This is a genomic window from Streptomyces rubiginosohelvolus (assembly GCF_014649875.1).
Taxonomy (GTDB): domain Bacteria; phylum Actinomycetota; class Actinomycetes; order Streptomycetales; family Streptomycetaceae; genus Streptomyces; species Streptomyces rubiginosohelvolus.
Map to the genome: position 1 here is coordinate 213,266 of NZ_BMTW01000005.1, position 19,376 is coordinate 232,641.

General features: G+C 73.6%; 17 protein-coding genes. 3 read left to right on the forward strand and 14 right to left on the reverse strand.

The features are described from left to right. Positions 1-7: 7 nt before the first annotated feature. From IE134_RS15190 to IE134_RS34140, 9 genes are all read right to left on the reverse strand, one after another. Complete coding sequence (locus IE134_RS15190) at positions 8-1,375, reverse strand: NADase-type glycan-binding domain-containing protein (RefSeq protein WP_189430760.1); 1,368 nt, start codon at positions 1,373-1,375, stop codon at positions 8-10. A gap of 4 nt (positions 1,376-1,379) precedes the next feature. Further along, the gene (locus tag IE134_RS15195) at positions 1,380-1,964 is read right to left on the reverse strand and encodes a phage tail protein (protein WP_098020401.1); all 585 of its coding nucleotides are present in this window, start codon (positions 1,962-1,964) and stop codon (positions 1,380-1,382) included. Then, a complete protein-coding gene (locus IE134_RS15200; RefSeq protein ID WP_030715031.1) occupies positions 1,961-3,922 on the reverse strand; it encodes a putative baseplate assembly protein in 1,962 nt (653 codons plus the stop codon). Before IE134_RS15200 ends, IE134_RS15195 begins: the two co-directional genes overlap by 4 nt. Then, positions 3,922-4,383: a GPW/gp25 family protein gene (locus IE134_RS15205; protein ID WP_030715027.1), complete on the reverse strand. Its 462-nt coding sequence runs from the start codon at positions 4,381-4,383 to the stop codon at positions 3,922-3,924. The genes IE134_RS15200 and IE134_RS15205 overlap by 1 nt, the downstream gene beginning before the upstream one ends. Further along, the gene (locus tag IE134_RS15210; RefSeq protein ID WP_030715024.1) at positions 4,380-4,697 is read right to left on the reverse strand and encodes a PAAR domain-containing protein; all 318 of its coding nucleotides are present in this window, start codon (positions 4,695-4,697) and stop codon (positions 4,380-4,382) included. Before IE134_RS15210 ends, IE134_RS15205 begins: the two co-directional genes overlap by 4 nt. Positions 4,698-4,759: 62 nt before the next feature. Then, positions 4,760-6,541 carry a VgrG-related protein gene (locus IE134_RS15215; RefSeq protein ID WP_189430762.1) on the reverse strand — a complete coding sequence of 594 codons (1,782 nt, stop codon included), beginning with the start codon at positions 6,539-6,541 and terminating at the stop codon, positions 4,760-4,762. Continuing rightward, a complete protein-coding gene (locus IE134_RS15220) occupies positions 6,538-7,260 on the reverse strand; it encodes a CIS tube protein (protein ID WP_030715019.1) in 723 nt (240 codons plus the stop codon). Before IE134_RS15220 ends, IE134_RS15215 begins: the two co-directional genes overlap by 4 nt. A 56-nt stretch (positions 7,261-7,316) precedes the next feature. After that, positions 7,317-7,742 carry a phage tail protein gene (locus IE134_RS15225; protein ID WP_006127700.1) on the reverse strand — a complete coding sequence of 142 codons (426 nt, stop codon included), beginning with the start codon at positions 7,740-7,742 and terminating at the stop codon, positions 7,317-7,319. A gap of 78 nt (positions 7,743-7,820) precedes the next feature. Continuing rightward, positions 7,821-9,617, reverse strand: a complete 1,797-nt coding sequence (locus IE134_RS34140) for a hypothetical protein (protein WP_229823570.1) — start codon at positions 9,615-9,617, stop codon at positions 7,821-7,823. A 127-nt stretch (positions 9,618-9,744) separates the two neighbouring features. On the opposite strand from IE134_RS34140, the gene IE134_RS34145 reads away from it, so the two are divergent. After that, positions 9,745-10,167 (forward strand): hypothetical protein, encoded by a 423-nt coding sequence (locus tag IE134_RS34145; RefSeq protein WP_229823572.1) that lies wholly within the window; start codon positions 9,745-9,747, stop codon positions 10,165-10,167. 840 nt (positions 10,168-11,007) lie between these two features. On the opposite strand, the gene IE134_RS15235 is transcribed toward IE134_RS34145, so the two are convergent. From IE134_RS15235 to IE134_RS15255, 5 genes are all read right to left on the reverse strand, one after another. Then, positions 11,008-11,166: a DUF6760 family protein gene (locus IE134_RS15235; protein ID WP_003966147.1), complete on the reverse strand. Its 159-nt coding sequence runs from the start codon at positions 11,164-11,166 to the stop codon at positions 11,008-11,010. Beyond that, positions 11,163-11,666, reverse strand: a complete 504-nt coding sequence (locus IE134_RS15240) for a hypothetical protein (RefSeq protein WP_030715005.1) — start codon at positions 11,664-11,666, stop codon at positions 11,163-11,165. Before IE134_RS15240 ends, IE134_RS15235 begins: the two co-directional genes overlap by 4 nt. After that, positions 11,663-12,103 (reverse strand): phage tail protein, encoded by a 441-nt coding sequence (locus IE134_RS15245; protein WP_010060032.1) that lies wholly within the window; start codon positions 12,101-12,103, stop codon positions 11,663-11,665. Before IE134_RS15245 ends, IE134_RS15240 begins: the two co-directional genes overlap by 4 nt. 62 nt (positions 12,104-12,165) lie before the next feature. Beyond that, complete coding sequence (locus IE134_RS15250) at positions 12,166-13,707, reverse strand: phage tail sheath family protein (RefSeq protein WP_097986906.1); 1,542 nt, start codon at positions 13,705-13,707, stop codon at positions 12,166-12,168. A gap of 750 nt (positions 13,708-14,457) precedes the next feature. Then, positions 14,458-15,807 (reverse strand): COG1470 family protein, encoded by a 1,350-nt coding sequence (locus IE134_RS15255; protein ID WP_189430807.1) that lies wholly within the window; start codon positions 15,805-15,807, stop codon positions 14,458-14,460. Positions 15,808-16,044: 237 nt separating this feature from the next. Here IE134_RS15255 and IE134_RS15260 point away from each other — a divergent pair, with 237 nt between their 5' ends. Together IE134_RS15260 and IE134_RS15265 are read left to right on the forward strand one after the other, a co-directional pair. Beyond that, positions 16,045-16,767, forward strand: a complete 723-nt coding sequence (locus tag IE134_RS15260; protein ID WP_032783788.1) for a helix-turn-helix transcriptional regulator — start codon at positions 16,045-16,047, stop codon at positions 16,765-16,767. A gap of 129 nt (positions 16,768-16,896) precedes the next feature. Then, positions 16,897-19,376 (forward strand): DUF11 domain-containing protein (locus IE134_RS15265; RefSeq protein ID WP_229823574.1); only part of this gene is annotated, 2,480 nt, incomplete at its 3' end.

Below are 19,376 nucleotides of genomic sequence, written 5' to 3' on the forward strand. Positions count from 1 at the left end.
GCCCGGTTCAGGTACGCCGGAAGAACTCGACCTCGCCGAGGGCGATCGGGCGCCCCTCGCCCTGGCCGGTCGCCTCCCTCAGCACCAGCTCGACGGAGCGGACGTCGCTGATGCCCATCCGTACCGTCTGCTTGCCGGGCTTGTCGTTGAAGGTCACCGCCTTCTTGTGGACCTTGCCGTCCTTCGTGGTGACGAGCAGGTCCGCCCGGGTCGGCCGCGCGCCCCGCCGGAACTCCTGCGGCTCCTTCGACACCCCGGTGTGCACCACGATGCCGACCAGCCGGAACGGCGTCCCGAACGAGCAGGTCAGCGATGTGCCGAGCGCGGGTGCGCCCCAGTACTTGTTCGTCAGACCGTCGATCGCCGCGCTCCCGGGATGGCCGGGGGCCGCCGCGCTCGCGGACACCCCGGTGGGGCTGATCTCCGCCGTGCCGCCGAGCTTGTCCCGGACGTCCTCGAAGGCGTACCGCCCCAGCGGGAAGAACAGGAAGCCCGCGAGCACCAGGCCGGCCACGGCCAGCACCAGCAGGGTCCGCCGCAGCGCCCGGCCCGAACCGCCGCGCACCCGGCGGCGGAACGGCCACACCGTGCGCCACCACGGCAGGGCGGCGGGCTGCTCCCGGACCTGGAGGGGCGCGGCGCACCGCCGGCAGAACTTCCGCCCGGCCAGGTTCGGCGTACCGCAGGCCGGACAGGGCGGCCCGTCCGGCGCCTCGTCCGCCGCCACCGGCCGCACGACGGGCCGCCGGGCCACGGGCCGCGCGGGCCGCACGGCCCCCACCGGCTCGTCCGCGTCGGACGCGGTCCCGGGCCCGCTCGTCGTCGCGGTGGTCGGGACTCCCGGGCGTACGGGGGCGGGGGCCGGGGCGGGCCGTACGGGAGGCACCGAGGGCACGGGGGGCGCCGGGGGTACGGAGGGGCGCGCCGGGGGAGGCGTCGCCGGTACGGGGGTGGGTGCGGGGGCCTCCGGGCGCGCGGTCGCGGGCGGTGCCGGGGGCGGCGCGGGCTCGGCCTGCGGCGCCCGGGTTCCAGCTCCGGCCTCGGGCTTCGCCCCCGGCCCGGACGCAGGCTCCGGCTCGGCCGTCCGTGCCGGTTCGGGCTCGGGTGCGGGGACGGACTGCGGCTCGGGGCCGGGGGCGGACTGCGGCTCGGGCTTCGAAGCCGGAGCCCCGGCTGCGGCCTCCGGCTTGGGCGGCGGCTCGTCGGCGGGCTCCGGGGCCACCTCCGGCTCCGGTACCGACTCCTCCTCCGGCTCAAGATCCGGCGTGCGGCCTCGTCGTACGGGCTCCGAGGACCAGCCCAGGTACGCACCGCAGTTGCCGCAGAAGTCGTCGCTCTCGCCGTTGGCCGTACCGCACGCCGGGCACGAACGCATCACGTCAGCCTCCAGTCTGTTCAGGCGCTCCGGGCGGGCCCGGCAGGACCTCCACCCGGCAGGTCAGGTGGACGGGGCACGAGGCGGTGGCGACCTCCAGGACGCGGTGGGCGTCCACCGCGTCCACCCCGTCGTCCGCGCGCACCGGCCAGACCCGGACCAGGAGTTCACCGGTCGGCGGCGGCGGGAGCACTGCCCCCGGCTCGGCGGACCAGGTCGCGCCCCCGCCGTCCCGGACCTCCGCGTGCACCCCGCAGCACAGCCGCAGCCGCTCCACGAGACCCCGCCGGGTGCCGCGCCACCGGTGCAGCTCCACGGCGCGCGCCACGACCGCCCGGCGCAGCGCCACCGGCCACGCCGGATCGGCCTCCACGCCCACCCAGGACGCCAGCCACGGCAGGAAGTCGGCGGGGGCGAGGGCCGGGTCGACGTACGCGGGCAGGTTGTCCAGCGTGGACAGGACCGGCGCGAGCACCGTGTCCAGGCCCGCCGTGAACCGCTGGGCCAGGTCGTCGTCCGCGTACAGGGCGGGCAGCAGCTCGCCGATCGGGTAGCGGCTGGGCAGGCCGGGTATCGCCGCCCGGGTCATACGACCTCACCGGCCCCGCTCGCGGTCACCACGACCTGGTGCTGGTGCGAGAAGACCAGGGCCCCCGGCGCCACGTCCACCCGGTCCGCCGCCGCCCCGCGCCGGCCCGTGATCGGGTCCGCCGGGAACAGGCGGACGTCCTCCACGAGCCCCGCCCCCTCCACGCTCTGGAGCACGGCGAAGACCTCCCCGTACTGCACGGGCCTGCCGAACGGCCACCCCCGCCCGTCCGCCCCGCCCCGCAACGGGTCGATGTGGCGGAACAGCGCCTCCAGCGCCTCGGCCCGCACCCGGTCCACGTCACCGGGCGCGGCCACCAGCCGGGCGACGACCGTGACGCCCTGGTAGGCGGGCGGTTCGACGATCAACCGGGTTCCCACCAGGCGCCGTTCGTCGAGCCGCTCCGTCACCGCCGTGAGCACCGCGTCCGAGGGGATCAGCTGCTCGAACCGCACCTGCCCGTCCTCGTCGGCCACCGCGTCCGGCACCACCAGCACCCGTACCGCACCGGCTTCGCCCGGCACCGCGGGCAGGCACCGCACCCGGCGCAGGGACGGCGCGGCCTCCCGGGCGATCAGCTCGTAGTCCTCGGCCGTCACCGCCCGCTCCTGCACCCGCAGGATGTTGGGCGCGCGCACCTTGGCGTTCTCGACGGTCTCCCCGTCGACCCCGCCTGTCGCCGCCTCGCGGTTGTTCACGCCCGCGACGTACGGCACGGAACTGCGCAGCACGGCGATCGCGCCCCGGGCGACGTTCCCGGCCGATCCGCCACCCGTGCGGTAGCGGGGGACGCGGAGCTGGGAGCCCTTCGCGGGCACCGCCCCGTACGCGCGCATCGTGCCGTCGGGCTCCCGCACCTCCGGCGGGAACGCGAACTCCCCGGCGACCGCGTCGACCCGGACGTGCCGGTCCCCGGGCCCGGACGCGCCGAAGTGCTCGACCGGGGTCCAGATCTCCCAGCCCTCGTCCGTCGACACCTGGACGACCGGCGGGTCCCCGTCCAGCAGCAGCGGCGCCCGGCTCACCGTGAACCGCTGCCCGGCGATGCCCTCCGACACCCCGAGGGGCACATCGAGGACGGTCTCCGCGTGCTCGGCCGCCGTCGTACCGCCGACCGTGAACACCTCGGCCTCCCGGATCGTCGGCGACTCCGAGTAGAACGGCTGGCCCGGCTCCGGGGCGGTCACCCGGCAGCGCAGCCACCCCGCCCGGGTCCCCGCCACGACGGACGCGGTGTGCCCGGCCGGGACGAACACCACGACCTCACCGGGCCGGTTGAGGCCGCCGGTGGAGTCGGTGCCGGTCGCACAGGCCACCCAGCGGGCCCCGTCCCACGCCTCCCACACCAGCGGCGGCTGCCGCGGGTCGACGCCCACGCCCTCCACCCGGCTGTCCAGCCGGACGGCGACGATGCACCGCGGCACGGCCGTCGGCAGCCCGAACAGCAGGGCGTCGCCGGGCTCCGGGCGGGCCTGGAAGCACGGGATGTCCTTGCCCGCGCCGAGCGGCGCCGTCCGGTCCGTCTGGTCGCCCGACACCGGCGCGGTCACCAGCCGTTCCAGCGAACTCGGCACGATCGGCAGGTCCTCGGAGGTGGAGAACACCACCGGCTCCTCGGCCTCACCGCGCGCGGTCGCCACTTCTGTACCGGCGGGCAGGTGCACGGTCTCCGGCTGCGGCGCGGAGAGCCAGAAGTCGATGTCGGCCCGTGCCACGGTCGGCGGGAACAGCGTCACGCCGAGCAGATCGAGGAAGGCCGCGTAGTTCTTGTCGGGCACCCGGTTCAGCCGGTACAGCAACTGGTCGACCATGTACGCGAACGTCTCGATCAGCGTGACCCCGGGGTCCGACACATTGTGGTCGGTCCACTCGGGGGAGCGCTGCTGGACGAACCGCTTGGCCTCGTCGACGAGTTGCTGGAAGCGCCGGTCGTCCAGGTTGGGGGAGGGCAGCGCCATCAGAGCCTCCCCGCTTCCGGAGCGGACTGTGCCGCCGAGCCCTCGGAGGAGGGGATCGTGTAGAAGGGAAAGACCAGGTTGCGCAGGTCGTTGGTGGCCCGCACGGTGTAGTGCACGTCGATGTAGAGCGTGCCCTCCTCGACCGCGTCGAAGGCGACGACCACATCCGTCACCTCGATCCGCGGCTCCCACCGCTCCAGCGAGGTGCGGACCTCCTGCGCGATCCGCCCGGCGGTCGCCCCGTCGCCGGGCGCGAAGACGTACTCGTGGATGCCGCAGCCGAACTCGGGGCGCATCGGCCGCTCACCCGGCGCGGTGCCGAGGATCAGCCCGATGGCCTCCTCGATCTCCTTGTCCCGTTCGACGAGGGCGATGCCGCCCGTCGGCCCGGTCCGCAGCGGGAAGCCCCAGCCGCGTCCGATGAATCCGCCGCCGCGTCCGGCGTACCCGTCGCCGCTCACATCGGGCCCCCGATCAGGACGTTGAACGCACCGCTGATGATCGGCGCGCCGCAGGTGGTCTTGTCGCCCATCCGGGCCGCGGGCAGCCCGCCGATCAGCACCGCGCCGCCGATCGCGGCGGCCGGGTTGGGCATGATCACGTTGCCGGGGCCGAGCGCCGCGTGCGGGGGGACGACGCACCCGTGCAGGCTCCCGGTGACGGCCGCGGGCCGGCCGCCGATGAGCACGGTGGCCACGGCCATCGCGCCCGGGGGCGGGGTGCCGATGAGGCCGCCGTGGGCGGTGCTGTCGCCCGTGCGGGCTGCGGGGGGCATGACCGGGGTTCTCCTTGCTGTGGAAAGGGGCTTCGGGGATGCGGGAGGGAGCGGGCGGGCGGTCAGTTGATCCTGATGAGCTTGGCCTTGAGGACGGCGAGCAGGCCGCCGTCGACCGTGACCCCCGTCTTGCCGTTGACGGTCACCGAGCGGCCCTTGATGTTCACGTCACCCGTGGCGCCCGCGTCGAGCGTGATGCCCGAGGCGGACAGCGTCACCGAGCTCAACTCCCTTGTCCCGCCTCGCGCTTTGACGGTGAGGGTGATCTCGCCCTTCTTCTCGTCGAGGACGACGTCGAGCCGTTTGTCGCCGGTGGCGATCCGTACGCCCGCCGGACCGCGCGGGGCGTCCAGCAGCTCCAGCCGGTTCCCCGAACGAGACACCAGGGAGCGGCGGTTGACCTTTCCGCTGGTCGGGTCGACGAGCGGGACGTCGTGCGGGGAGGGCTTGTCGACCCCGTTGTAGAGCCCGCCGAGTACGTACGGGCTGTCCAGCAGCCCCTGTTCGAACCCGACCAGCACCTCGTCGTTGACCTCGGGGCTGAACACCCCGCCGCCGCCCTGGCCGCCCCACTGCACGGTGCGCACCCAGTCGGTGACGTACGTGTCGTCGAGCCAGGGGAACTTCAGCCGCACCCAGCCGCGTTGGCCCTTGCCCTCCTCGCGGATGTCGGTGACCACCCCGATCGCCAGACCCGGCATGCGCGGACCGCGCGAGGGGGCGTTCGCACCGGCGGCGAGCCCGGAGAGCGACCGGTCCGGCGAGGCGCTGACGATCACCGTCGTGCGGTAGCCGGTGTCCGGTTCGAGTACGTGGTGCGCGGCTGTGGCGGTGTAGCGGCCGGAGAACGCGGGGCCCACATTGCCCAGCGTCACCGGCAGGCCCGCCCGCAGCTGCGGATTCCCGTACGCCACCGCCTCGACCTCCCCGAACCCGGCGCTCACGGACGCGGCGAGCGCCCCGGCCACGGCCCGGGTCTCCGCCTGGGTGCGGTACGGGGTGTCGGCGATCGTCGTCCGGGAGTTCCCCCCGAACATCTTGGCCGCCGTCGACGGGCTCATCCCCGGGGCGACGGTGTCGCTGCGCACGGACTGCTGCCGGGCCACCAGCCGGGTCTTGGTGTCGACGTTCCAGCCGCGCACCTCGACGCTGTCCGACCCGTCGGCCCCGGTCAGCACCGCGCGCAGGGCCAGCAGATTGTTCCCGTACTCCAGGACCATCGGGTCGCGCGTCGCGGACGTCGAGGGAGAGGGCGCCGAGGAGGCCGGGTCCGGCTTGGTGAACTGCAACCGGCCCTTGTCGTCGACCCGTACGGTGGCGCCGCTCTCGGCCGCGAGGTGCTGGAGGAACTCCCAGTCCGACACGTTCGGCTGGGTCAGCTGCTTGTACGTGACCGGCGCGGCCTCGATCCGCCCGACCGCAAGACCCGCCCCGGCGGCGACCTTGCGGACGATGTCCGCCGTCTTCATGTTCCGGTACGCCACCACCTTCCGGCCGCGCTGCAGCCGGTGCGCCTTGGAGAACGCCCGGACGATGGTGAACGACCCGGTCGTGTCGGTGTCCAGCTCGACCGCGGTGACCTCCCCGGTGAACAGCCGCTCGCGCCCCCGGTCCTTCACGGTCACGACCGAGATCTTCAGCGGGGTGCCCATGCCGATACCGGTCTTGGCGAGGAACGTGTGGTCAGGATCCCGGTACATCAGGACGGCCGTGTCCGGCAGACCCACGTTCTCGTCGACCACGCAGCTCACCAGCTGGGTGGCCCAGGCCGCGGGCAGCTCGGCGGGCGCCTCGACGATCGGGTCGGCGGCGAACGAGCGGCCGGGCGCTTCCTTCCCGCTCATCGGCCCTCCTCCGCCGGTCCGTCTTCCCGCCCGGGCACCAGAAGCTCCCGGCCGGGCGTCAGCGTCATCGGGTCGTCGATGTCGTTGGCGTACGCGATGGTGCGCCACGCGGTGGCGTCGCCGTACTCCCGCCAGGCCAACAGGGGCAGGCTGTCCCCGGCCACGACCCGGTGCGTGCGCCGCGCCTCCTTCGAACCCGAGGTGGGGTTCTGGCCCGCCGGATCGACGCTCGCCTCCTCGATGGAGAGGGAGCAGGTGGCGCGCAGCGGCTTCCCGTCGACGTCGAACAGGGTGTACGAGACCTGGAGGTTGGAGAGCACCCCGTCGAACGAGGTCGTCTTCGACGTCCCCCAGTCGAACCGCACCCAGGGGCTGGCGGGCGTCTTGCGGGCCAGACTGCTGGGGGTGGGGACACAGGCGGTCATCAACTGCTCCACCGCCTTCTCCACGGAGTTGTCGTGGGTGGCGGTCGCGTCGAGGAACACCTCCAGCGACAGGGCCCGGGGCCCGCTGCCGACGAACTCGGGCAGCGCGGACTGCCCGGCCATCCGGGACGGGGTACGCCGCCACTCGGTGCTCTTGCTGAGCGACAGCTTCGCGGGGTTGAACTGCAACGTGAGGCGGGCGAGCGTGCCGCCGGGCTTGGCGCCGACGGCCGACGGCGGTTCCATGATGGTGAGTTGGGCACGAGCGCGGCTCGCGCGGAGAGCGGGTGACATTGCGGTTCCTCCTTCCTACGTCCTGGTCCTGTCCCTGGCGGATGCGCTGTTGCCTGTCAGGAGGGCTCCAGACCCTCGTGCGCGATCTCCAACGTCTCAATCGCCGCCTGGGAGTTGGCCGGGTCGAAGGACGGTCCCTGCCAGCGCACCGGCACGATCCCGTGGACCTGCCAGCTGATGATCCGGCTCAGATCGGGGCGCAGTGCCACGATCTCGCCGTCCTTGGGCTCGACCCGCTGGATTGTCTCGTTCAGCCAGCGCGCGATCTTGAGGGTGTCGGTGGTCACCGGGCGGGTCAGCGTGATGTTCGTCCAGGTGATCCGCCCCGGCAGCTGCCAGGTGAACCCGTTGTTGCCGCCCTCGGCGTACGTCTCCATCTCCACCTCGGCGCCCAGGCCCGAGCAGGTGTGGAACGCGCCCAGGTCGCTGCCGCCGATCGCGAGCTTGAAGAACACGCTCGTCGCGAAGATGTTGTCGGTCATGCGTCTCTCGTCTTCTCTGCGGTCGGTCGGTCGTACGGGGCGTGGCGGGGGCGGAGGCCGGTGTCTGTGCCGGGGCCGTCAGCGACGGCCGTCGTGCAGCCGCCCGCTGCGTTCCCGGCCCCGGCGCAGATCGGCGCGGATGAGCCGGCTCACCGGGTCGAGGAGCCGCCGGGCCAGCTCCTCGATCTCTGATCCGCTCAGCCGGTTCGCCGGGGGTGCGTCGGAGGCGTCGGCGGGCCCGGAGGCCGCCCCCGCCGCCCCGGCTGCGGGCCTGGCCGGGGCGGCCTGGACGGGCACCCCGGTGATCCCGGCGTTCGCCGCCGCACGCTGGACGGCTTGAGCCTTGGTCTCCGGGCGGCCCGCTCCGGCGCTCCGCGCGGGCGTACGGGGTGGTACCCGTACGGAGGGGGACGGCGGCCCGCCGGGAGCGGGGCCGCCCACGGGAGCCGGGTCGGTGGCCGGCGGACCGGCGCTGTCGGGCACGACCGGCAGCGCCTGCCGCTGTACGGGTACGGCGTCCGTCGACCGGGGCGCGGCGGGCGGATGGGGCCGGACGACGGGGGGCCGCCGTGCGAGGCCCGGTTGCGGGGTCTGGCGGGTCGCCGAGCCGGACGCCTGCTGCGGGGGCTGTGGGACGGGAGGCAGGGGCGAGGGCGTCGCGGAGCGCTGGACCGCCGTTCCCGGTGCTGTGGCGGAGGCTGAGTGCTGCCCGGCACCTGCCTGGGCGTCGCCGGATCCCGGCTGCGCCACGTCGCGCCGCCAGGTGGCCGCGACGACCGGGCGGGACGAGTCGGCGCCCGTCGCCACCGGAGGTCCCGAAAACCCTTCGGCGGAACCGGTGTTGATGCTCAGGGGGCGGTCCGGGAGCAGGGTGCGTGCCCGCTGGACCCTGGAGGGCGTTGACGTGGGTGCCGTACCGCCGGAGCCGTGTGCCGTCGTCGTACGGTCCCGGGGGATGGGCCGGATGCGTACCGGGGGCGGGGGAGCGGTGGTGGCCGAGCGCTGGACGGGTGCGGGCTCGGGTCCGGGCCGGGACGGTTCGGCGGGGGCCGACCTCACGGGCATCGCGGTGGACGTCGTCGTCGGCGGTGCCGGGGCGGGGGCCGGAGCCCGGTCCGTGCTCGGGCGCGTCATGGCGGACGGAAGGTCACCGAGCAGCGGAGCGCCGCCGCCGAGCCGGGCGGTCGGCGGCAGCGAGGGGAGCGGCGCACCGATCCCGCCGCGCACCCGGGCGGAAGTGTTCGGTCCCGGGGCCGGTGCGCGCAGCACGGTGGGGGACGGCTCGGACGGTTTCGACGACGGCTGACGCCGTGCCGGGGTCTCGGCCGGACCGGAGGACGAAGGCCCGGCCTTCGCGGGTGTCGCGGCCGAAGGGGCCAGCGGGATCTGGGGGTTCGGCTGCTCCGACGCCTGGCGCTGGAGCACCGGCATGGCTGCTGCTGGAGGCACGGCCCCGGGAGCGGACGGGACGACTCCGGTCGGTTCGGCGGTAGGGGCCGGCCTGGCCCCGGCGGGCATTTCGCGCAGCGGTTTGCCCAGGGCCGGGCGTACGGCCTCGGGGGCGGGCCGGTCGGGGCTGGCGCCGGGGTCGGAGTGCGGGGGAGCGGGCCTGTCGGGGGCGACCGGTCCCGTACGGTCCGGGGCGACCGACTCCCTACGGTGCGGGGCGACCGGCTCCGTACGGTCCGGGCGGCTCCGCTCCTCGGACGCGGCTCGCTGGACGGCGGCGGGTGCGGCTGTCGGGGGCGCCGCCGAGAACGGCGCGGGCGCGGCCGGGGCGGCCGGTGTGGCAGGCGCGAGCCCGGTGATCTGCCGCAGCGGCATGGCCGGGCGCCGGGCCACGGTCAGCGGCGGCGCGATGCGGTGCGGGCGCACGGCAGCGGGCCGCGACGGCGGGCGGACGGCGGCCGCAGCGTTGTTCCCGGGCCCGAGCGTGGGCCGCGCGGGAGCGGGATGGGCTCCCGCACGCTCGACCGAGTCGGCCGGGGCCGAGGGGCCGGATGTGCGGGCCGAGTTCGATGAGCCGGCTGAGCTGCCCGAGCCGGATGAGCGGGCTGAGCCGGACGCCGAACTGCCTGAGCTGCCCGAGCCCGAGCCGGCCGTGGAGGACGAGCCGGATGAGCTCGCCGAGCCGACCGAGTCCGACGGGCCGGACGAGCCGGACCGGAGCGAGGAGTTGCCCGAGGCCGATGAGCCGGACGAGCCCGACGGAGCCGAGGAGCCGGACGAGTCCGCCGATCCGGCCGCGGACCGGGTCGCCGAACCGGACCTGGCTGAGTTCGCGGACCCGGATCCCGCCCCGGACCGCGCCGCGGTCGAGCGCCCGGACGCCTCCCCGGACCGGGCCGCTTCAGCGGGTCCCGACGAGCCCGCCGTACCTGACGCGGCCGCACGTCCCGTCGAAGCCGCCGAGCGCGACACGTAGACCGTCTCCGGCGCACCCGCCGATGACGACCGGTTCGCAGGTCCGGAGGCACCTGACGACGACGGGTTCCCGGACCCCGAAGCACCCGACGACGGGTCCCCGAACTTCGGGGCACGCGACGACGACCGCGACGTAGCCCTTGAAGCAGCCGACGACGACCGGTCCGCAGGCCCCGAAGCGCCGGACGACGACCGCGACGCCGCTCCCGAAGCAGCCGACAACGAGCCGCTCGCGGGATCCGCAGCACGCGGCGACGACCGGTTCACGGTCCCAGAAGCCGCCGACCGCTGGACCGGCGGCGACGCCGGACCCGGCTTCCCCGACCCCGTACCCCTACCCGTACCGCGCACGGATGCCCTCCCCGCCGAGGCGGACGGCAGGTCCGACGCGGGCCCGACGGGCTCGGCGGGATCGTCGGCGGGCCGGACCGCGCGGAGCAGCAGCGGGCCGCCGGGGGACGTCGCGGGGCGCGCGGAGCCCGGGCGGGCGACTCCGTGGATGAGGCCGACCGGGGCCGACGGCAGGACGGCGTGGCCGAGTTCGCCGCCGAGGGACGGGTTCTGCCAGGAGGCCAGGCGCGAGCGGAACCGCAGCCCGTCGCTCACACCGATCGAGGACCGGGCGACGGTCACCGACGGCGGGGCCACCCGCCGCCATCCGCCGTCCCAGCCACCGCCGTCCCAGCCACCGTGGTCGGCGCCACCGTTACCGCCCTCGTCGGACGCGGCGGGCGTGGCGGGCACGGCGGAGGCGTCGCCGTGCCCGCTCCCGCCCTCCGGAGAGGGCGCGTCGGACCGCCGACGGTCCGCCCGGCGCAGCCAGTCCCCGAACCCCACACGATCACCCGCCTTCGTTGACGCGGGTGTTGATCCGCGCTATCTCCCGCACCCACTGCTGTCGCTCGCCGTGGGTGAGGTCGAGAATGTCCTCACGCTGCCAATGGAAGTGGTAGGCGACGTACGCGATCTCCTCCCGCAGCCGGGGAAGCGCGTACGTCACGATTCCCCCAGGCGCCCACCCGAGAGGTCCACCTCGAACGATCCCTGGCACAGCGGGCAGGTCACCGCGGCATGCGTGTGGCCCTCGCTGTTGATCCGGCGGTAGAAGTCCTGGAGGAACGCCACGTCGGTCGCGTACATCCGCTCGACGATCCCGGTGTGGACGTCGGTGACCGGGCCGAGCTGGGTGATCACCTGGGCCAGCAGCACCACGGACAGGTACGCCGGGTTCTCCTTCACCCGCAGGTCGATCTGGGGCTTGAGCTCGTCCCGGGCCGTCGCGAGCCGCATGGTGCCGTTCCGGTGCACCTGGCCCTCGTCGTCGACGTACCCACGCGGTAGCTCGAAGGCGAACTCCGTCTGCAGCGTGTCCCGTTCGCGCCGGGGCGCGCGGGAGGGCGCCGGCGTGGCCGGAGCCTCCTGGCGGGTGGCGGTCGCGGCGGCCAGGTTGTCGAGGGTCTCTTCGAGCCCGGCACCCGGCGTAACGGTCCGGCGCCTCATTCGACCACGATCTCCTCGAAGGTGATGGTCACCGTCTCCGTCGCCGCGCTGGACTCGCCGGCCTTGAGCGAGGGGCCCTCCCACTTGGAGGCCCAGCCCTGCATCAGCTGGATGCGGCGGACGGTCTCGCCCGTCGAGTCCTTGATCTCGATCGTGAGGTTCTGCCGGGCGGTGTCGACGGCCCCGTTGTTGAGGGTCTCCTTGATCCAGGTGGTGAACTCGCTGCTCTTGTCGAGCCCGCGGGTGATCGTCACCTCGCCCGCCTGGCGGGCGCCCGGCTGCTTGCGGATGATCTGCTTGCCGTCTGCGGTCACCTGACGGACCTCGACGACTTCTTCCTCGACGGTCATGCCGCTGATCTCCTGGATGGACTCCACGAGATAGCCGCCGAGCTGAACGCCGAAGATATGGGTGGAAAGAGCGTCGCCCTCTGCCATGACTGTGTGTCACCTGTTCCGGTTGCGATGGTGCTGCGGGTGGTGGGGAAGGGCCGCGAGGGTCACTCGTCGACGAGGCTGGTGCTGTCCGAGAACTGCGAGAGCCGGAAGATCACGAACTCCGCGGGCTTCACCGGCGCCACCCCGATCTCGCAGACGACCTGACCGAGGTCGATCGACTCCTGCGGGTTGTTGCTCCGGTCGCACCGCACGTAGAACGCCTCTTCGGCGGTGCGGCCGAACAGTGCGCCGCGCCGCCACTCCTCGGTGAGGAACGCGGTGACGTTCCGCCGGATGCTCGACCAGAGGCGGTCGTCGTTCGGCTCGAACACCACCCACTGGGTGCCCAGGAGGATGGACTCCTCCAGGTAGTTGAAGAGGCGGCGGACGTTGAGGTAGCGCCAGGCCGGGTCGGAGGAGAGGGTGCGGGCGCCCCAGATGCGGATGCCGCGGCCGGGGAAGGCGCGCACGCAGTTCACGCCGATCGGGTTGAGGAGGTCCTGCTCGCCCTTGGAGAGCCGGATCTCCAGGTCCACCGCTCCTCGGATGACCTCGTTGGCGGGGGCCTTGTGCACTCCGCGCTCGTTGTCGCTGCGGGCCCAGACGCCGGCCACGTGACCGCTCGGCGGGACCAGGGAGTTGCGGCCGCTCGCCGGGTCGAAGACCTTGACCCACGGGTAGTAGAGGGCTGCGTAGCGGGAGTCGTAGCCGGCGTCCTCGTTGCGCCAGGTGCGGACGCGCTGGGCGTTCATGCCGGGCGGGGTGTCGAGGACGGCGACGCGGTCGCCCATCTGCTCGCAGTGCGAGATGACCGCGAGCTGCACGGTCTTGACGCCCTCGGCGTCGATGTCGCCGCGCTGGAAGGCGCTCATCAGGTCCGGGACGGCGACCATCGTGATCTCGTCGATCGCTTCGAGACCGGCGAACCCGGTACGCGCGGAGGCGTCGCCCACGTACTCGGAGGCGTCGAGCCGGGCCACCCCGTTGCCGGGCGCGGCCGCCGTCGCGGGAGCGAGGGCCACGGTCTGCTTCTCCGGGCGGCTCTGCGCCGTGCCGGGCTGCTCGGTGACCTGGATCAGCTTGGAGTCGCGGGCCTGGGTGACCAGGTAGCCCTTGACGTTCTTGCGGGTGGAGACGTCGTACGTCTCGGTCACCTTGCCGCTCTGGCGCACCAGCAGCCGGAAGCGGTCCTCCGGCGGGTTCTCGCCCTCGGCGTCGGCGATCTCCACGGAGAGGCCGTCGCCCGTGCCGGGCTTGGCGGCGACCAGGAACCCGCCGAGCGCGACGGGCGCGGGGGCCTGGGCGACGGAACCCTGGGCGGCGCCCTCGGCGCCCTGCGCGGGGCCGCCGATGCGCACGACGTAGGCCGCGCCGCCGCCGTTGGCGAAGAAGCCGTAGACGGCGTGCGCCAGATAGGTGTCGGCGGTGAAGGCGCCGAACGTCTGCACGTACTGGTCCCAGTTGGTCACCAGCGTCGGCTGGTGGAAGGGGCCCGTCCCCGCGAAGCCGACGAAGGCTGCGACCGCGGTGCCGACTCCTTCGATGGGCCGTGCTCCGGACTGCACCTCCTCCACGTAAACACCGGGGGTGAGGTACGACGGCATGCTCGCTCCTTCTGGACGGTCACTCGATCACCGCCCAGTCTTGACCGGCCGCGCGGGCCGGGAGTAGGTCCCGGAGTCCTGGACCCGGGGCAAGGAGACTGCCCTTTCCGGGCTCTCGAACGCCGGGTAACCCTGCCCTTGGCGGTACGGCCGCAACTGCTCACCCCTATTCCCGTTCGCCCCCGCGTATTCGGCCGCCCACATGACGAGAACGAGAACAGCGTGTTACGCCGGAGCCCGAACAAGCCCCCTCGGCGCGGTGATTGAGGGAAAGGCCGGACGGCGCGCCGGGGAGCCCATGTGTTTGGTATCTCATTTCCCCGGTAAACCCTGGGCGGCCGATGGCCGTCCGGGGGTACCGGGGGAAACACTCCGAGGTGATGCGATTCGGCCAGAATGCGCCGGGAAGAGTGGCGGAATCAGTCGGGTGTGGACGGGGGAAACGGGCGCGGAAGCGCTCCGAACGGGCACCGGTCGACCTTCACCAAACCGTCAGAATCAGTCCTGAGCAGGCCCGTTCGTGTCCACGGCCATCGACAGCGGATATTCTTCCGGTGCTGTCGACGCGGCGGACGACCGAACTGTCGGAGATCTCCGGTGCGGTGGGGAGGGTGAATCCGCCACCGCCCGGCACGCCGGGTTTCCTTCCGGCCGGGTTTCTGTTGTTGTCTCGTCAACAGGCGCGGCAGAGGGGTCGGCGCCACTGATTCCGCCGCGCTCCCAACGTCCTTCTATCGTCCTTCTGTCGAGCTATCGAGCGAGATCGCTCAGTACACCGCTGACATTCAGAACCTGATGGCACCCGGAAGCCTGTTGTCCGGTGGCCGGAGTGCCGGGCTTGGCACAGGTGACGGAAGCGGTGACGGTGGCGTTCTCCGGAACCTGAATGGGGGTGACCCAGTGATAATCCTGGTTGCGGAAGGTTTCCAGAGCGATCGTCGTGATCTTGTTCTCGCCGAAGGAGATCGTCACGAGGCCCTCGTCGCCCTGGAAGTTCGCCACCACGACGTCCGTGACGCGGAACACCTTCCCGGCCGGGACCTTGTAGGCGCCTTCCGCCGTGGCCCCTGCCTGGGTCTTCACGTCGATGGTCCGGGAGGCCTGCTCGCCGCCACCGCTTCCGCCGGTGCCGCCACCCCCGCCGGTGCCGCCCGGGCCGGAACCGGTCCCGCCGGGGCCCGTGCCGTCCGGACCGGTCCCCTCGCCCTGGCCGCCTGCCGGGTTCTCCGCGCCTCCGGGCGGCGTCGACCCCTGCTCCTTGCCCCGCTCGGTCTCCTCCTGCGCGGCCTTCGCCCCGGCCTGCTTGGCCGTGCTCTGCACCGCGGGCCGCACCAGGGCGAACCATGCGAGCAGCAGCGCCAGCAGCGCGGCCAGCACGATCAGCAGCCACTTGGGCAGCACGGGTATCTGGGCGAACTCCCCGGGCAGCGCCTCGGCCCCGCCGGGCTGCCCGTCGTCGACCGGGGCCGTGGCCACGGCCTTGGGCTCGGCGTCCTTCTCGGTGCCCCCCTCGGCGCCCTCGGCAGCCTCGGCGCTCTCGGTCGCCAGGACCTCGAACGGCCAGGTGGCGGGCTCGCCGAACCAGATCAGCTTCCGGGCCCGGACCTTCAGCCCGACCTCCGCCGACTCGCCCGGCTCCAGCCGCTTCTTGTCCGGCGTGAAGGCGAGAGTCAGGTCCTCCCCGTCCTGCCGGCCCGCGAGGACCACGTCGACCGGGGTGTTCCCCTTGTTCTGCACGGCGGTACGGAACCGGGCGCCCAGCCAGCCCCGGCGGCGGCGCGGCTCCAGCTCCGTACGCAGCTCGTGGAAGGGCGCGACGGTCACCGTCGACTCCGGGACCACCACCGACTCGGGGCGCTCGGCGGGCAGCACCCGTACGGCCAGGGGGGTTTCGCCCGCCCGGACCTCGTGGGAGCGGGGCGGGGCGAAGGTGAGGGTCACCGTCTCGGAGGTGCCCGGGTACAGCGACACACGCGCCGGCTCGACGGTGGTCCAGGCGGCACAGTCGCCGACCACTTCGAGGGTGTAGGCCTCGACGATGTCGCCGTCGTTGCGCACGGTCAGGGTGGTCGTCGCGGTACCGCCCGGCGACACCGTCACCGTGGGGCTTGCGAGTTCGGCAGATGTGGTCACTCTGCGACGGTAGGCCGCCGCCCCGGCTCGGCAGCAGAGACGCAAGGGCAAGAAGCGGGCAGCGGTGGTGCCCCGCGGGCCCACCGGCACGGTGTCCCCGCGCCCCCGCGCCGGGCCCGCTCGCCCTGCCCCGGCCGGCAGGGGCGATCACGAGCACAGCAGGCATACAGGGCTGAAGTACCTGAGGAAGACGGGCACGGAACGATGACGATCACGGAAACGACGAACAGCACGGCGGCACGCGGGCAGTACCGCAGGCCCGACGCCGCCGACCGCCGCACGCCCGGCGCCGGGGGAGCGCCCGGGGGCAGGGTCTCCGTCGCGGTGTACGCGGAGGACCTGATCCTGCAGACCGGCATGGTCCACCAACTGCGGGTGCGCCCCGAGATAGAACTGCTCCCGGAGGCCGAGGCGGACCGGGCGCAGGTCTCCCTGGTCGTGGTGGACACGGTGGGCGAGACCACCGTTCAGCTCCTCCACCGCCTCCAGCGCAACACCTCCACCCGCACCGGACTGGTCGTCGGGTACTTCGAGTCGGGCGCCCTCCAGACCATGATCGAGTGCGGGGTCGCCGCCGTCCTCCGCCGCGCCGAGGCCGACCAGGACCGGCTCGTCCACCTGGTGCGCGCCATGGCCAACGGCGAGGGCGTCCTGCCGGGCGATCTGCTCGGCAAGCTCCTCGACCACGTCAGCTCTCTCCAGCGCACGGTCCTCGACCCCCGGGGGCTCACCCTGTCCACGCTCACCGCGCGCGAGGCGGAGATGATCCGGCTGGTCTCGGAGGGCTGCGACACCGCGGAGATCGCGCAGAAGACCTCGTACTCGGAACGCACCGTCAAGAACGTGCTGCACGAGGTCGCGACCCGCCTCGAACTGCGCAACCGGGCCCACGCGGTGGGCTACGCGATGCGCCACGGGCTGATCTGAGGGAGGGGCGGCCGCCGCAAAGGGCAGCGGTCCCTTCCCCCGGTCCGGGTACTCGCGGCCTGTTCTCCGTCCCCGCGCGAGCGCGAAGCTGGCCGGTGGAGAGTCGATCGAGAGACTGTGAGGTGGGCCGTGACCGGCACTGCTGGCCCGGCGAAGCATTCCCGGTTCGGCCGACTGACCGGCGCGGTGGTGCTGTTGGCGCCGCTGCTGCTGGTCGGCTCGGCCGCCGCACCGGACGGGGCGGGCCAGGCCGTCGCCGCCCCGGCGGACGCGGAGGCGGCCCAGGCGGGGCGGATCGCCTTCGCCGGTACCGAACACCGCAGCCTCGGGCGGGCCAACGACCAGGACCACACCGACCCGCTGTTCGGCGACGGGCCCGCCCACTACGACCAGGACCCCTCCGCCCGGGGTGACGTCCTGGTCTTCACCAGCCTGCGGGACAGCGCCAAGCCCCAGGTGTACGTACGTGGCGCGGACGGGTCCGTGCGCCGGCTCACCGACGGCCGGGACGCGGCCCGCCCCGAACTCTCCCCGGACGGACGGACCGTCGTCTTCGACTCGGCGGAGCCAGGACCCGGCGGCACCCAGCGCGACCTGTGGTCGGTCGGTGTCGACGGTTCGAATCTGCGGCGGCTCACCGACACCGCCGACAACGAGGAGTCCCCGACCTGGTCCCCGGACGGCACGCGGATCGCGTACGCCTGCGACGGCGACACCGCCCTCGGCTGGCAGATCTACGTGCGGGACGTCGCCGGCGGCCCGCAGACCCGGATCAGCGACGCGGGGGCAGGTGACGCCACCGAGCCGTCCTGGAACCCGGGTACCGACCCCGCCGCCCGGAACACCGTGGCGTACACCCTCACCACCAACCCCGACCCGAACGTCGACGACGGCACCGAACTGCGGGCCACCGAGGGCCTCGGCACCGACCGCCCGCTGCTGGTCGGCGGGCACGCGGAGTGGGGCACCCGCTCGGCCTCCTGGCTGCCCGACGGCAAGGACGTCGTCTTCCTCAGCCCGTACCACACTTGCGGCTGCGACGACTTCGACCACGTCTACCGGGTGACCGCTTTCGACGGCACGAAGGCACCGGACCAACTGGTCGACGAGAACCGCCAGGTGGGGCCGCCCACCTGGTTTGCCCCGGCCGGGACCGTCGTCGTCCCCCGGATCACCCCGGACCCCGAGACCGTCAAGAAGCCGGATGAACTGCTGGCCGCCGCGCAGATCGTGACGCTCCAGGACGTACGCCAGGACGGCTCCGACCCCCGCGACCTGGGGCTCACGATCCTCAAGGAGGACCCGGAGGCGCGCACCAACCAGGACGCCGCCGTGGACCGCCTGTTCAACCCGCGCCCGGGGTTCGACCCCTGGACCGAGCGGCAGAGCTACACCCCCGACGGCCGCCGCATCGTCGTCACCCGCTTCGAGGACACCGACGCCGGGCGCATCGAGCGGATCTGGATGGCCGACGCCGACGGGAGGAACGCGGCCGCACTGCCGCTCGCCGGGCGCGGCGCCAACGACTGGGACACCGACCCCGCCTTCTCGCCCGACGGCACCAAGCTCGCTTTCACCCGCACCTCGCCCGGCGGCACCGGCGACGCGGCGGGCCCGAGCCGGATCCTCGTCGCCGACGTCGCCAGCGGTGAGATCCTCGACGAGGTCCGGCCCCCCGAAGGGCAGCAGACCGGCGGCGACGCCCAGCCGACCTGGTCATCCGACGGCGTCAACCTCGCCTTCACCCGCAACCAGGTCATCAACGGCAACGGTGGCAACAAGCACATCTGGGTCGTGCCGGTTGCCGACCTCGGCAACCAGCGGGACCTGAGCGCCACGATCTGCCCCGGCGCCTGCGACGTCATCGACGACAGCCCCGCGTTCTCCCCGGACGGCCTGAAGGTCGCCTTCAACCGCAAGGACGGCGGGGGCAGGGTCAACCAGCAGGCCGGCGTCATCGTCAAGCCCTTGCGCGGCGGCGGCTGCCGTGTCGTGCTGCCCTCCGTCCAGAAGGACAACCCGGCCGGCTGCGACCTGCCGATCCCCGACACCTCCGCGACCGGCCCCCACCAGCCCCGTGACGTGGCCTGGACCCCCGGCGGCGACCGGCTCGTGTTCACCGCGCGGCGGGAACTCGCCCCGAACTCCATGGAGCAGCTCTCCGTCCTCGACATCGCTTCCGGCGACCTGAGCCCCGTCGACAACACGCACGCCGGACGGCAGAAGGAGCCCGCCCTTCAGCAGTCCGTCGACCTGTCGCTGACCGCGCCGCCCACCCAGCCCGCCGTGGAGGTCGGCTCCGACACCGAGGTGACCATCACCGTCACCAACCGGGGCCCCGCCCCCTCGCCCGGCACCATCCTCACCGTCGACGCCCCGCCCGGCGTACGGCTGGAGGAACTGACCACCGACGCCGGGACCTGCGCGCCCGGCACCCCCCAGTGCGCCCTCGGTATCGTCCCGCCCGGCGCCGACGTGAAGATCACCGCCCGGCTGACCGGCGTCACCTCCGGCATCCAGCGCGTCAACTGGTCCGTCACCGGGGCCGTCATCGACCCCAACCCGACGGACAACGCCACCGGAACGATCGTCCCGGTCGAGGACGCCCC

What these genes read in the sequence shown, in the direction of transcription:
- IE134_RS15200 (WP_030715031.1), bottom strand. Translation starts at nt 3,922, where the DNA reads ATGGCGCTGCCCTCCCCCAACCTGGACGACCGGCGCTTCCAGCAACTC.
- IE134_RS15215 (WP_189430762.1), bottom strand. Translation starts at nt 6,541, where the DNA reads ATGAGCGGGAAGGAAGCGCCCGGCCGCTCGTTCGCCGCCGACCCGATC.
- IE134_RS15225 (WP_006127700.1), bottom strand. Translation starts at nt 7,742, where the DNA reads ATGACCGACAACATCTTCGCGACGAGCGTGTTCTTCAAGCTCGCGATC.
- IE134_RS15245 (WP_010060032.1), bottom strand. Translation starts at nt 12,103, where the DNA reads ATGGCAGAGGGCGACGCTCTTTCCACCCATATCTTCGGCGTTCAGCTC.
- IE134_RS15210 (WP_030715024.1), bottom strand. Translation starts at nt 4,697, where the DNA reads ATGCCCCCCGCAGCCCGCACGGGCGACAGCACCGCCCACGGCGGCCTC.
- IE134_RS15260 (WP_032783788.1), top strand. Translation starts at nt 16,045, where the DNA reads ATGACGATCACGGAAACGACGAACAGCACGGCGGCACGCGGGCAGTAC.
- IE134_RS15195 (WP_098020401.1), bottom strand. Translation starts at nt 1,964, where the DNA reads ATGACCCGGGCGGCGATACCCGGCCTGCCCAGCCGCTACCCGATCGGC.
- IE134_RS15220 (WP_030715019.1), bottom strand. Translation starts at nt 7,260, where the DNA reads ATGTCACCCGCTCTCCGCGCGAGCCGCGCTCGTGCCCAACTCACCATC.
- IE134_RS15190 (WP_189430760.1), bottom strand. Translation starts at nt 1,375, where the DNA reads ATGCGTTCGTGCCCGGCGTGCGGTACGGCCAACGGCGAGAGCGACGAC.
- IE134_RS15240 (WP_030715005.1), bottom strand. Translation starts at nt 11,666, where the DNA reads ATGAGGCGCCGGACCGTTACGCCGGGTGCCGGGCTCGAAGAGACCCTC.
- IE134_RS15250 (WP_097986906.1), bottom strand. Translation starts at nt 13,707, where the DNA reads ATGCCGTCGTACCTCACCCCCGGTGTTTACGTGGAGGAGGTGCAGTCC.